The 12,649-nt window shown below is 66.7% G+C and carries 14 protein-coding genes; 8 read left to right on the top strand and 6 right to left on the bottom strand.

Annotated elements, in window-relative coordinates:
• Positions 1-35: 35 nt before the first annotated feature.
• The 5 genes from A5673_RS02370 to A5673_RS02350 are packed head-to-tail and all read right to left on the bottom strand — an operon-like array spanning position 36 to position 4,555.
• Positions 36-434 carry a nuclear transport factor 2 family protein gene (locus tag A5673_RS02370; protein WP_231970805.1) on the bottom strand — a complete coding sequence of 133 codons (399 nt, stop codon included), beginning with the start codon at positions 432-434 and terminating at the stop codon, positions 36-38.
• Entirely contained in the window at positions 431-826 is a 396-nt protein-coding gene (locus tag A5673_RS02365) for a Zn-ribbon domain-containing OB-fold protein (protein ID WP_068226896.1), read from the bottom strand. Before A5673_RS02365 ends, A5673_RS02370 begins: the two co-directional genes overlap by 4 nt.
• On the bottom strand, positions 823-1,974 hold the full coding sequence (locus tag A5673_RS02360) for an acetyl-CoA acetyltransferase (protein WP_231970804.1): 1,152 nt from the start codon (positions 1,972-1,974) through the stop codon (positions 823-825). The genes A5673_RS02365 and A5673_RS02360 overlap by 4 nt, the downstream gene beginning before the upstream one ends.
• An 11-nt stretch (positions 1,975-1,985) precedes the next feature.
• Complete coding sequence (locus tag A5673_RS02355) at positions 1,986-3,485, bottom strand: class I adenylate-forming enzyme family protein (protein ID WP_068226894.1); 1,500 nt, start codon at positions 3,483-3,485, stop codon at positions 1,986-1,988.
• The gene (locus tag A5673_RS02350) at positions 3,482-4,555 is read right to left on the bottom strand and encodes an LLM class flavin-dependent oxidoreductase (protein WP_068226893.1); all 1,074 of its coding nucleotides are present in this window, start codon (positions 4,553-4,555) and stop codon (positions 3,482-3,484) included. The genes A5673_RS02355 and A5673_RS02350 overlap by 4 nt, the downstream gene beginning before the upstream one ends.
• A gap of 101 nt (positions 4,556-4,656) precedes the next feature.
• Here A5673_RS02350 and A5673_RS02345 point away from each other — a divergent pair, with 101 nt between their 5' ends.
• The 7 genes from A5673_RS02345 to A5673_RS02315 all read left to right on the top strand — a co-directional run bounded on the left by A5673_RS02345 (position 4,657) and on the right by A5673_RS02315 (position 11,128).
• Positions 4,657-5,484: a MaoC/PaaZ C-terminal domain-containing protein gene (locus A5673_RS02345; RefSeq protein ID WP_068226892.1), complete on the top strand. Its 828-nt coding sequence runs from the start codon at positions 4,657-4,659 to the stop codon at positions 5,482-5,484.
• A gap of 2 nt (positions 5,485-5,486) precedes the next feature.
• Positions 5,487-6,125 carry a TetR/AcrR family transcriptional regulator gene (locus A5673_RS02340; RefSeq protein ID WP_068226891.1) on the top strand — a complete coding sequence of 213 codons (639 nt, stop codon included), beginning with the start codon at positions 5,487-5,489 and terminating at the stop codon, positions 6,123-6,125.
• On the top strand, positions 6,106-6,864 hold the full coding sequence (locus tag A5673_RS02335; protein ID WP_369806457.1) for an SDR family NAD(P)-dependent oxidoreductase: 759 nt from the start codon (positions 6,106-6,108) through the stop codon (positions 6,862-6,864). The genes A5673_RS02340 and A5673_RS02335 overlap by 20 nt, the downstream gene beginning before the upstream one ends.
• Positions 6,865-6,934: 70 nt before the next feature.
• A complete protein-coding gene (locus tag A5673_RS02330; RefSeq protein ID WP_082958508.1) occupies positions 6,935-7,702 on the top strand; it encodes an enoyl-CoA hydratase-related protein in 768 nt (255 codons plus the stop codon).
• 18 nt (positions 7,703-7,720) lie between these two features.
• On the top strand, positions 7,721-9,361 hold the full coding sequence (locus tag A5673_RS02325) for a class I adenylate-forming enzyme family protein (RefSeq protein ID WP_068226889.1): 1,641 nt from the start codon (positions 7,721-7,723) through the stop codon (positions 9,359-9,361).
• A complete protein-coding gene (locus tag A5673_RS02320; protein WP_068226888.1) occupies positions 9,358-9,999 on the top strand; it encodes a nuclear transport factor 2 family protein in 642 nt (213 codons plus the stop codon). The genes A5673_RS02325 and A5673_RS02320 overlap by 4 nt, the downstream gene beginning before the upstream one ends.
• Before the next feature lies 1 nt (position 10,000).
• Entirely contained in the window at positions 10,001-11,128 is a 1,128-nt protein-coding gene (locus A5673_RS02315) for an acyl-CoA dehydrogenase family protein (protein ID WP_068226887.1), read from the top strand.
• A 5-nt stretch (positions 11,129-11,133) separates the two neighbouring features.
• Here A5673_RS02315 and A5673_RS02310 read toward each other — a convergent pair whose 3' ends face one another.
• Positions 11,134-11,943, bottom strand: coding sequence for an SDR family NAD(P)-dependent oxidoreductase (locus tag A5673_RS02310; protein WP_082958507.1), 810 nt, complete (start codon positions 11,941-11,943; stop codon positions 11,134-11,136).
• 203 nt (positions 11,944-12,146) lie between these two features.
• On the opposite strand from A5673_RS02310, the gene A5673_RS02305 reads away from it, so the two are divergent.
• Positions 12,147-12,649 (top strand): TetR/AcrR family transcriptional regulator (locus A5673_RS02305; protein WP_068226914.1); only part of this gene is annotated, 503 nt, incomplete at its 3' end.

The following is a 12,649-nucleotide window of genomic DNA, read 5'->3' as shown; positions in this document are numbered from 1 at the left end:
TCTGTTCAATCGTTCGATAGTGACGAGGCCCTCGTCTACGCCTTCCCGATCGAACCCAATTGTTCCGCCAGCAGCATCCGGTCGAAGTAGCAGCGCTCCAAGACGAGGTCGGGTCCTCGGAAGCCGAAGAGGTTGATGCTCAGCATGTCGATCGGTGTGCCGGGTGCGGTGGTTCGGGTTTCCACGATCAACCCGTCCTCCCCGTGGTAGAGCGCCTCGGCGGAGTATTGCAGCATGGGGAGATCCGCCCACTGCTGCATCAACATTGCGCGGACCGCCTCGTCACCGTCGAAAACCATTCCCGTAGGGATGATCTCGTAGCGGGGATGGGTGAAGGTGGCCATTGCCGCCTCCAGGTCGCGCGCATTCTCGGCCGCGACGTGCCGTAGCACCAGTTCTTCGCGGGTACGTCGCAGCGCGGTCTCGGAGCTCACTTCGGCTCGAAAACCATAAGGTTGCGACCGTCCTCGAGCGGCACCCACGCCACGGCGACGCGGTCACCGACCGCGGGAGGTGGACCGAACACGTTCGACATCAGGCGAACTCCTTCGTCCAGATCGACCAGGACCACCGAGTAGGGCACCTTGTCGGCCAGAGCCGGGATCGCGGCCCGATGGTGCACGCTGACCGCGTAGACGACCCCGTCTCCGCTCAGCTTCTCCCACACCAGCGACGATCCGCCGCAGTGCGGGCAGACGAACCGTGGGTACCAGACGAGCAGGGCGCACGATTCGCATCGTTGGACCGTCAACTCGCGACGCCGGGTCGCGTCCCAGAAGGGCGCGGACGCCGGGCCGGGCTCCGGGACCGGCAGCGTATCGGTCACAGCGTGGCCTCCGTTCCCAGAATCACCGTCGAGGTGGCCGAGAGCACCCCGCCGGTGCCATGTGCGACAGCCGTTTTCGCGTCCGGGACCTGGCGTTCGCCGCATTCCCCGCGCAACTGCCGCGCGGCCTCGACGAGCAGGAAGGCCCCGAACGCCCCGGGGTGGGTGTAGGCGAGGCCGCCGCCGGACGTCTGACCGGGTAGCGTGCCGCCGGGCCCCAACGCGCCGTCCGCGACAAACGGACCGCCTTCGCCCTTGCCGCAGAATCCCAGGTCTTCGAGCGCCAGCAACACCGTGATGGTGAACGAGTCGTAGAGCTCGACGACGTCGATGTCGGCAGGGGTGAGCCCCGCGGCTCTGAACGCGGCCGGCCCGGACACCGCCCCGGGCGTGACGGTGAGGTCGGGCATTTGGGAGATCATCGCGTGCGAAGCCGACGACGCCGCACCCAGGACGAAGGCCGGCGGCTTGGCCAGGTCGCGGGCGCGCTCGGCGCTCGTGACCACCAGTGCCGCGGCGCCGTCGGTGACCAGGCAGCACTCCAGCTTGTGTAGCGGTTCGGCAAGGAAGCCGGAGTCCAGGACGTCCTGCACGGTGATCGCCTCGCGCAGGTGAGCCCGTTCGTTCATCGCCGCCCACCGCCTGGTGTCGACGGCTATCTGTGCCAGTTGCTCGGCCGTCGTCCCGTAGGTGGCCATGTGCCGGTTGGCGGCTAGGGCGTAGGCGCTGATGGGGAGCATCACCCCGAACGGCGTCTCCCATTCCAGCCGCTCGGGCGTGGCGAAGACGCCGAGGCCTTTTTGGCCACGCTTGCGCGCGGCGCGCGGCGTCGAGGCGTAGACGATCACCACCGTCTCTGCCTCGCCGGCCGCGATCGCCGCGGCGGCGTGCTCGACGTACAAACCGTAGCTGGCGCCGCCGGTCTGCGTCGCGTCGGTGAAGCGAGGCGCCATCCCCAGGTACTCGGCCAGCTCCACCGAATGCATGAGCGTTCCGCCGGTGCAGGTGCACAGCCCGTCGACGTCGCGCAGCGACAGGCCCGCTTCGGCCAGGGCGGCGGTGATCACGCGCGCCTCGAGCTCGCGCAGTGGCACATCGATCACACCGCTGGCCGAAACCTCGTCGGCGACACCGACAATCGCGGCCACACCTCGGGTCGTCAACTTGCTGTCCCTTCGAAGAGTTCGCGCAGCGCTGGTTGGCTGACCTTGAGCGACGGCGTGCGGGGCAACTCCTCGACCACGATCAGCCGGGCGGGGACGTAGTAACGGCTCACCCGTTCACGCACGTAGGCGAGCAGGTCCTCCGGCGTGGCGCGCGCGCCGTCGGCCAACTCGACCGCAGTGACCGGCACCTGGCCGAGCCGTTCATCGGGCAGGCCGGTCACGCCGGCATCCCGGACGGCCGGATGGCTCCGGAGCACGCCGACGATCTCGTCCGGATTGACCTTGAAACCCCCGCGAATGATGACGTCGTCGATGCGCCCGTCGATGAACACGAAACCGTCGGCGTCGACCCGGCCGAGGTCGGTGGTCCGCACCCAGTCCCCGCCCGTGGTGCGAACCTCGATGCGGCCCTGCTCGCCGGCCGGCATTTCGGTGTCGTCCTCGAGGGACATGACACGGATCTCCCGGCCACTCTGCGGGCGTCCCACACTTCCGCGTTTGGCTGTCGCCCACTGCCGGTGCAAGGCGAGGTTCCAGCCGGCCACACCGCCGGCGAATTCCGTTGCCCCGTAGGACGGCAGCACCGCGACGCCGTAGCGGCACTCGAACTGTGTCTGCACGTCGACCGGCAGGTGCGCGGTACCCGAGGTCACCACCTCGACGCTGGAAAAGGCCTCCGGATCGACGCCCGCGTCGAGCACCATCGCCATCGCCGACGGCACCAGGCTCACGGCCTTCGGGCGATGCCGAAGTAGCAAATCCACAAAGTCCGGAACCCGGAATCGCTCCAGGAGCGCGATCTTTCTTCCCTCGCAGATGTTGAGCAAAGTGCGGAACAGCCCGGACATGTGCACCAGGGGAGAGGAGACGATGGCGACGCCCGAGCGCAGTCTCAGTTGCGCGTCATGCCCGCTGCTGACGCGGTAATGCGCGCCCGCCGCTGCGACGGTGTGCTCAAACGAGCTGTAGGAAAGCGGTATTCGCTTAGGCGGACCCGTGGTGCCGCTCGTCAGCATCTCGACGGCGACGCCGTCGGCGGGCGGGCGGAACGGCCCCGGTCCGGGACGTTCGAGACCGTCCACAGCGGTGACGCCGAATGGGGCATTCGACACCCGAACGCCCAGCGACCCGGCCGCGGCGTCGACGACTCCCGAGCGCTCCCAGTCGGTCTGCACCGCCACCACCGCGGGCAACCGCAGGTCCCGGACATCCGCGCAGAGCCCGGCGTCGCCCTGTGACGGGTTTATTGTGACCACGCAACCACCGGTGAGCAACACGCCGAGCATGGCCCCGACCATCGCGGGCTCATTGCGGAGCACCAGGCCGACGGGAGATCCCTGCCCCAAATCGGCTGATTTTAAACAATTTTGAACGCCCGCGGCGATGTCCGACAACACCTGCCAATCCACCCACCGGCCCTGAAACTCGATCGCGGGCGCCCGCGGATCGAGTGAGAGAACCGCGCGGATGCGGTCGGCGAGTTGCTGGCTCAAGCCGCGGCTGCCGCGAGCTCGGTCGCCGCAGGGATCACCTCTTGGGCGAACAACTTCATCGACTCGTACACCTTCGTGCGGTCCATCGCGCCCCCTCGCGACATGCGCAAGATGATGTTGCGCCAGCCCATGTCGATGACGGTGCGCATCTTCTCGACGATCCGGTCCGGATCGCCCATCAGCGTCAGGTGCGAATTCAACACCTGCTCGTAGCTTTGCTTGTCGTGCTTCTCGAACCAGTCCGAGTAAGCCTTGTAGTCGGCCGGAATCTCCCCGCCCCGCTCGAATGGGCTCGAATACTTGCGATGGGTTTGAATGGACAACTCGACGCTCTCGCGCGGATAGCTGCGGGCGAACGCGTCGTCCTGGTGGCAAAAGGCGTTCAGCAGCGCCCACACGTTGCCGGTGGCGGCGTCAAGTCCCTTCTGGGACTGCACCTTCAGATAGATGTCCAGCGCTCCCTGCAGATCCGGGTCCACCTGGTAGGGATTGCCGATGATCGCCCCGAAGCCTTTCTCGGCCAGCCACTCGAAACTCGACGGCGTCTTCATCACGGTGCCCCACACGGGGATCGGCTGCTGCGCGGGCCGCGGGTAAATCGTGACGTCCTCGAGTTGGAAGTACTTGCCTTCAAAGGTGACGTTCTCTTCGGTCAGCAGGCGGCTGACGATCTCTACGCACTCCTGATATCTACCGGTGGCCTCGTCCATCGAGATGCCGAAGCCCTTGAACTCATGGGACTGATAGCCGCGCCCGAAGCCGGCGTCGAAGCGGCCGCCGGACAGAACGTCGACCATAGCGATCCGTTCGGCCAACTGAATAGGTTCGTGGAAGGGCGCCACCATGCATGCGGTACCGATGCGGATGCGTTCGGTCTGCGCGGCGATCGCGGTGGCCACTTGTGGCAGGTCGGGAAGCATGCCGTAGGGGGAGAAGTGATGTTCGGCCAGCCAGATCTCGTCGTAACCGAGTTCCTCCGCCCAGCGCGCCTCCTCGAGCACGTTGGCCAGCACCTCCCGCTCGCTGAGGTGGTTGGGCTTGTCGCCGAGGATGAACACGCCGAACTTCATGTCGGTCCCTCCCGCTGTCCGTCGAGAAAAGTAGTTGCACTGACTGCGACAATACTGCACGATTAGACAGATATCGTCAATCCGTCTAGTGGGGAGGTGCCGTGACTCTGTCAGACTCTGCCCTCGGAACCGCTTTGCCGCCGAGCACCTTCCGCTGGGGCGAGACTGACGTGATCCTCTACGCGTTGGGGGTGGGCGCCCGCCCGCCTTCCGAGCTGAGGCTGCTCAACGAGGCCTGCGGTCCGGATGTCCTGCCGACGTTTGCCCTAGTGGCCAACTGGTGGGCCGTCAAGGACCTGCGCAGCGTGCTCGACCTGGGGACGTACCCGATCGTTCACTCTGCACAGTCGCTGGAACTGCACCGGCCTATCGGCGCCAGCGGGGAATTGTCTGTGCAAGCCGAGGTGTCGGCCGTGTGGGACAAGGGCAAACACGCCGTGGTGGAGTTGACCAGCCTCGGCGCCGATCCGGACGGGACCGTTTTCGTCGCCAGGTCTCAAACCATGGTTCTCGGTGCGGGGGGTTTCGGCGGCGAGCGTGGACCCGCTGCCGAACCGGACCCCGACGGGCCGCCGGATGCCGTGTTCGACGACGTCGTCCGACCCGAGCAGGCCGCGCTCTACCGGCTCTCGGGCGACCGCAACCAGCTGCACATCGACCCGGAGGCGGCTCGCAAGTACGGTTTCGAGGACGTTTTCCTGCATGGGCTGTGCACGCTGGGATTCGCCGCCCGGGCGGTGATCGGCCGGATCGCCGACGGGGATCCCCGGTCGTTGGCATCCTTAGGCTGCCGATTCTCCAAGCAGGTGAAGCTCGATGCCCCGCTGCGGACAGAGATCTGGCGAACCGAAGATTCGGTGCGTTTCCGAACGCTGCAGGATGACGTCGTCGCCCTGAGCTCCGGAACCGCCACGCTTGCAGGGGTGTGAGCATGGACCAACGACGGGCCCGCGGGTTGCGCAACCGGCAGGCGCTCCTCCATGCGGCGATCGAACTGTTCACCGCGCAGGGCTACGAGGGGACCACCGTCGACCAGATCTCGGCGGCGGCGGGGGTCGCGCCGCGCACGTTCTTCCATCACTTCGCCAGCAAGGAAGACATCCTGTTCGACGGCTACGCCGAGCGGCTGCAGGAGGCGATCCGCCGGTTCCGCGCCGCGGGCTCCGACTCCCTGTGCGACGCCCTTGCCGAGACCTCGATGGCCGTGGCTCGGGCCATCGTCGATCAGCCCGACATGTTCCTGGTCCGCGCGCGGATGTATCACGGCCTCCCGGCGTTGCGCGCGACGATGCTGCGGATCAACGAGGACTGGATCGATCAGCTCACCGCCGAAGTGGCGCGCTGGCTGGGCAGCGACACCCAACCGGACTTGCGGCCACGGCTGGCCGCCACGCTGATCAACGCCGCCAACCGCGCCGCGATCGACTCGTGGGTCGCCGGCGGCGGACACGGTGATTTGTCGTGTCTGATGGCCGAATCCGTGGAGTTGGTCCGGCCCTCGATCGCCGCGATCGAGCGCACCGGCACGACCTCCGGACCAGGACGGGGAAGTGGGCAGCGTGTCGGGTGACTCTCGTCCCCTCGCGGTCGTCACCGGAGGAGCGCGTGGCATCGGAGAATCGATTGTGGCCGCGCTGATTTGCAGCGGGCACCGGGTAGCCGCGATCGATGTGAACGCGAAGGCCATTGCACGAGCGCAGGAATCGGACGACGCGAGATCGGGGTGGCTCGTCCCGATGAACGTATCGATCACCGACCGTGACGCGGTCGAGGAGGCGCTGAGCGGATTGGCTCACCGGTATGGGCCCGTTCGGGCGTTGGTCAACAACGCGGGAATGACACTGCCAGGAACATTTCTCGAGCAGACGGACGAGGACTGGGACCGCATCGTCGACGTGAACCTCAAGGGCACCTTCGTGATGGCGCAGCTCGCCGCCCGGCAGATGGTCGCCCACGGCGGCGGGGTCATCGTGAACGTCAGCTCGGTGTCCGCCCACGGGGTGCGGACCGGACCCCCGGCCTATGCGGCCGCCAAGGCCGGTGTGGAAGGGCTGAGCCGCCTGATGGCCGTTCAGCTCGGTGCGCATGCCATCCGGGTCAACACCGTCGTGGTCGGCACCACCGCGACGCCGTGGCTGTTGTCGCGCAAGACGCCCGACGAGCTGGCACAGATGCGCCGGACAACGTTGACCGGAAACATCGGTGAGCCGGACGACGTAGCCGGCGTGGTGGCCTTTCTGTGCTCCCCCGCGGCCAAACATGTCACCGGCCAGCTGATTTCGGTGTCGGGCGGGCAGTGGATGCCATGACGTCGATCCGGAACGACAGGACAGATGCTGCTGTAGTGTTTACTGCTACGAATCGATGCCAGGGGATGTCGTGGAACTGAAGAGAATCCTGTTCGACGTCAGCGAGCGGGTCGCCACCATCACGATCAACCGACCGGAGCGGCTCAACGCCACCGACGACCTGACCCGCACCGAGCTCGGCATCGCGTGGGCACGGGTGCGGGAGGACCCGAACGTCCGGGTGGCCATCATCACCGGAGCCGGAGACCGCGCGTTCTCCGCGGGCCAGGACATCCGGGCAACGGCCGAGGGCGGCATCCGCAACAAGGTTCCCGGCTCGCGGCTGCACCACAACGTGTGGAAACCGGTCATCTGCGCGCTCAACGGAATGGTCGTCGGCGGCGGCCTGCACCAGGTCGCCGACGCCGACCTCATCATCGCGGCCGAGCACGCCGAGCTGATCGACACGCATTTGGCCGTGGGCAACGTCTTCGCGCTCGAGCCCGCGGTGCTGCTGCGCAGAATGCCGCTGTCGATGGTGATGCAGCTGGGGCTCATGACCAAGCAGGGCCGGATCAGCGCGCAGCGGGGCTACGAGATCGGCCTGATCAACGAGGTCGTGCCCGCGGACCGGCTGCAACAGCGAGCGCGCGAAATCGCCTTGGACATCGCGAAACTCTCGCCGGCGACGGTCCAGGCATCGATCAAGGCGATGTGGAGCAGCCTCGATGTCGGGCTGAGCGCGGCCCACGACGTCGCATACCGCTATGTGCTGCAACACCAGCTGACCCACCCCGACTACCGGGAAGGAATGCTCGCGTTCGCGGAGAAGCGGGAGCCGCGGTGGGTCGTGGAATGAGTTGTGAAACGACGCGCCATGGGTGAATCCGCACGAACGTTCGGCTACGACCCGTTGCCATATGCACCCGTCGTCCCGACGATGCTGACCAACCTGGTCGCTGCGTACGGCGACAACGACTTCGTCGTCAGTTCGGCCGGCGGGGGGACGATCGAGCGGATCACCTACGCGCAGGCCGATTCACGGTCCGCCGAGATGGCGCGGCGGCTGCTGGCGGCGGGGATCACCAAAGGCGTTCGGGTCGGAATCTTGGCGCCCAATGGACCCGACTTCGCGGTCGCCTTCCTGGCGGCCACCCGGATCGGCGCCGTCGCGGTGCCGATCAACACCTTCTTTCAGCCGCAGGAGCTGCGGTGGCTGCTCCGCGACGCCGACATCCACACCCTGCTGTCGGTCGATTCACTGCTCGGCAAGGACATGCTGGCGCGGGTCACGGAGGCCGCGGGTGATTTTCCGACCTCGGGAGCGCAGCTGGCCCTGGAGCGACTACCCCAGTTGCGCAACGTCTTTCCCCTCGGCGACACCGAGCGGGCCTGGCCCAGTGCGTGGCCAGACGCGGTGCCCGAAGCGTTTCTGCGCGCGTGCGAATCGACCGTCCGCGCTTCCGACGACCTGGTCGTCATCTACACATCGGGAAGCACCTCGGACCCGAAGGGCGTCATCCATACGCACGGCACCGCGATCACACACTCTCGCTTCGTCGCAACGCAGCACGAGTGGAAACCCGACGACCGGGTCTACATCCCAATGGTGTTCTTCTGGGTTGCCGGGTTGGTCTTCGGTCTGCTCGGACCGATGCAGACCGGCGCCACCATTCTCACCGAGCACAAGTTCGACGCCGGCGACGTGCTGCGCCTGCTCGAATCCGAACGGGCCACCTACGCAACGGGATTCCCTCACGTGGGCCGGGCACTGGCGAATCATCCCAACTTCTCGTCCACCGATCTATCAAGTTTGCGCGCGGGATACCACCAGGTCCTGCTGCCGCCGGAACTGCGCGCGGCCGATCCGTCGCTGCTGGTCACCCAGTTGGGGATGACCGAAACGTGCAGTTCGCACACCTGGTGGCCGCCACACGAACCGGTGCCCGAAGGCAAGCGCGGTTCGCTCGGGGTATCGGCACCCGGCTACCAGCACAAGGTTGTCGACGAGTCGGGCGTGGAGCTGCCCCACGGGATGGCGGGGGAAATCTGCGTGCGGGGGACGGCCATGATGCGCGGCATGGTCGGACGGCAGCACAGCGACCTGTTCGACGACGACGGCTGGTATCACACGAAGGACGCCGGATACCTGGACGACGACGGCTTCCTGTTCTTCGCCGGACGCACCGACGACATGATCAAGACGTCGGGCGCGAACGTCGCGCCGGTGGAGGTCGAGGCGGTGATCGGCGGCGTCGACGGCGTACGGATCGCCTATGTCGTCGGCGTTCCGGACGCGGACAAGGGCGCGGTCGTCTGCGCCGTCGTCGTGCTCAATCAAGGGCGGCGCATCTCACAAGACGAGCTCATGGCGGCGTGCCGAAAGGAACTGGCCGCGTACAAGGTTCCGAAGCGGTGGGTGATCCTCCCCGACGCCGATCGGCTGCCGTACACCACCACGAACAAGATCGACAAGCCACGGCTGGTGCAGCTTGTGGCGTCGGGGGGGCTGGCATGACCGGGTTGGAGGCGCGTATCGCCCGCCTGGAGGCCATCGAAGACATCCGTCAGCTGGCGGCGCGGTACGCGGTGGCGTTGGACATGCGCGACTTCGATTCCCTGGCAAACCTTTTCGTCGATGACGTCGGGGTGCCGGGCAAGCGCCGCGGACGCGACGCGATGCGCCAATGGTACGACGCAGAGGTCCGTCCGACGCTGCTGGGCAGCGCGCACGGCGTCCTCGGCCACGTCATCGACGTTCACGGCGCCGACACCGCGAGCGGACTTGTCTACTCGCGCAACGACTTGGAAACCGAGACCGCGTGGTTCATCGAGATGCTGGCCTATCTCGACCGCTACGAACGGCGCGACGGCCGTTGGTATTTCGTGCGTCGCACTCCGCTTTTCTGGTACCGCAGCGACATCACCGACCCGCCGGTCGGCCCACAGAAGGTGCGTTGGCCCGGCAGCCCCGGCCAGGACGGCTCTTTCCACGACGCGTTTCCCTCGTGGGAAGAGTTCTGGGCCGCCGATCCCGGACGATTCGACGCACCGGTCCCGGCCCCCGCCGCCGTCGGTGAGTGGCTGCGCACTTTGCGCCGGGGTGCGCAAATACCACGGGTCAGCGCGACCGGCCGCGGGACCGCGGAGTCTTGAGATGTCTGGCCACGGAATAAGCTTCGGATTCACCGATGAGCAGAACGAGTTACGCCGCGTCGTGCGCAGCTTCTTCGAGAGCAAGGCCGACGAGGTGCAGGTGCGTCGGCACATGGAAGCACCGCTGGGCTACGACCCGCTGTTGTGGGCGCAGATGTCCCACGAGCTGGGCTTGGTGGGGCTCGCGATCCCGGAAGAATTCGGCGGGCAGGGCTTCACCTTCGTCGAACTCGGTGTCGTCGCCGAGGAGCTGGGGCGCGCCCTGGTTCCCTCGCCGTACTTCGCATCGGCGGTCCTGGCGTCGAGCGCGCTCCTCGGTTCGGGCGACGACGCGGCCCAGCGGCGATACCTGCCGGACATCGCCTCCGGGGCCGTGATCGCCAGCCTCGCGGTCACCGAGGAGTCGGGCCGCTGGGAGGCCGGCGCCATCCAAGCGCGGGCGCGAGAAACGGCCGACGGGTGGGTGCTGGACGGAGCCAAAACCTATGTCGTCGATGGCTGCAGCGCCGCTGTGCTCTTGGTAGCCGCCCAGACTGACTCCGGATTGTCGTTGTTCGCCGTCGAGCGCTTCGACAGCGTCACCCGGCGCGGGCTGTCCACCCTGGACCCGACCCGAAAACAGTCCCGCATCGAATTCAGTGCTACGCCGGCGTCGCTCGTCGGTTGTGAAGGCGGCGCGGAAGCGGTGTTGCGGTCGACCCTCGCACTTGGCTGCGCCGCACTGGCCGCCGAACAGGTCGGTGGCGCGCAACGCTGCCTCGAGATGGCCGTCGCCTACGCGAAGGCCCGCAGGCAGTTCGGCAAGCCCATCGGCTCATTCCAGGCCATCCGCCACAAGTGCGCCGATGTATTCCTCGACGTCGAATGTGCCCGCGGGGCAGCCTATTACGCGGTGCGAGCCGCGGCCCGACGCTCGCCCGAATTGCCGGCGGTGGCGTCGTTGGCGAAGGCGTGCTGTTCGGAGGCGTACGCCCGGGCCGCCGCCGCCAACATCCAGATCCACGGTGGCATCGGGTTCACCTGGGAACATCCCGCCCATCTGTACTTCAAGCGTGCTCAATCGTCGGGACACCTGCTGGGCGACGCCTCCTTTCACCGGCGACTGCTCGCCGACGAGATTGGTATCTGAGAGCGTCAGAAATCCGTGCCCCCGTCGATGTTGACGGCCGCGCCCGTCATGAACGCCGCCCTGTCGCTGAGGAGGAAGGCGATCAGCTCACCCGCCTCCTCGGGGCGGCCGCCGCGGCCGAGGGCGACCCGCATATTCCAGTCCGGATTGCTTGCCAGATGCGTGTAGATCGCGTCCTCCAGCGCCACCCCGTACTCTGCTGCCCGCTGGGCGCGAATGAAATCGTTCACCTCGGTGTCGAACAGTCCCGGGCACACGGTGTTCACCCTGATGCGGTCGGGACCGTGCGTTTTGGCCAGGATCTTCGACAACGTCAGCACAGCCGCCTTCAGCGCGTTGTAGGGCGGAATCAGAATCTTTGGCGCCCGTACCGAGTACGCGGCGGTGGTCACAATCGTCCCGCCCCCGTTGCGCTGCAGGTGGGGGATTACGGCGCGGCAAGAGCGCACCGTTGCCATCAGGATCAGCTGGTAGTACCAGTCCCACGATTCGTCGCCGTGTTCGAGGAACGGCCCTTGCTGGTTCATCGGACCCGCTGTCACCGCCAGGCCTCGTAGCGGACCGAGGCTCGCGGCCGCATAATCGATCGCGCGATCCACGCCATCACCGGAGGCGGCGGCGTCAACGGCGATGCCGACCGCACGGACGTCGTGGGCGGCACTCAGTTGCCCCGCGCGGTCGCGGGCCCGGTCGCCGTCCCGAGCCAAAAGCGCCACGTTCGCGCCGTTTTCGGCGAGTTGCTGGGCGGCGGCGAACCCCATCCCGGTGGTGCCGCCGACGAGAACGAAGTTGCGCCCCGCCACACCCAGGTCCACGCCCCAGTCCCTTCCGCGCGATCAAGCCCTGACGCAACGTCCGGCAAAGATCCATACTAAACAAGTAGACGGTATATGTAGAAATGACCACTAACCACCGGTTCGATGCCAGTAATTCTGGCCATCGATGGAACACATCGGGCATATTTGTCGCGTAAGATAGTTGTTTCGGGGCGGGCGGCAATCAGGGCACGAGGAGCGAAATGTCGACGGAACGGGCCACTGCCGAGCTGGATTCTGCCGAGGAGTTCGATCGCCGGGACCAAATTCTGGGGGCGGCGAACGAATGCTTCACCCAGCTCGGGATCGCGCGCACCAGCGTTCAGGATGTCGCGCGGACGGCGAACGTGTCGCGCGGCACTGTATACCGCTACTTCGAGGACCGCAATGTGCTCATCGAGGCCGCCATCGAGTTCGGGGCGCAGCGGTTCTATCGCGAAGTCGCGGTGGCGATGGCCGCGAAGGCCACGCTGGCCGAGCAAGTCGGCGCGATGGCACAAACCCACGCGAAGATCCTTCTTGACCATCGCACCCGTAATCGATTGATGGCCGATGACGCCGAACTGATGCGGCACATGATCTCTGACGGTGACACCGCGGTGCGCCGCACCACGGCATTCTTGGTGCCATACGTGCGCGACGCGCAAAAGCGCGGTGAGGTCGGCGCTGGAGTCAACGTCACAGCGGCCAGCGAGTGGCTGGCCCG

Source organism: Mycobacterium sp. E3198 (assembly GCF_001667015.1).
Taxonomy (GTDB): domain Bacteria; phylum Actinomycetota; class Actinomycetes; order Mycobacteriales; family Mycobacteriaceae; genus Mycobacterium.
This window is presented reverse-complemented; position numbering and strand designations above follow the sequence as displayed.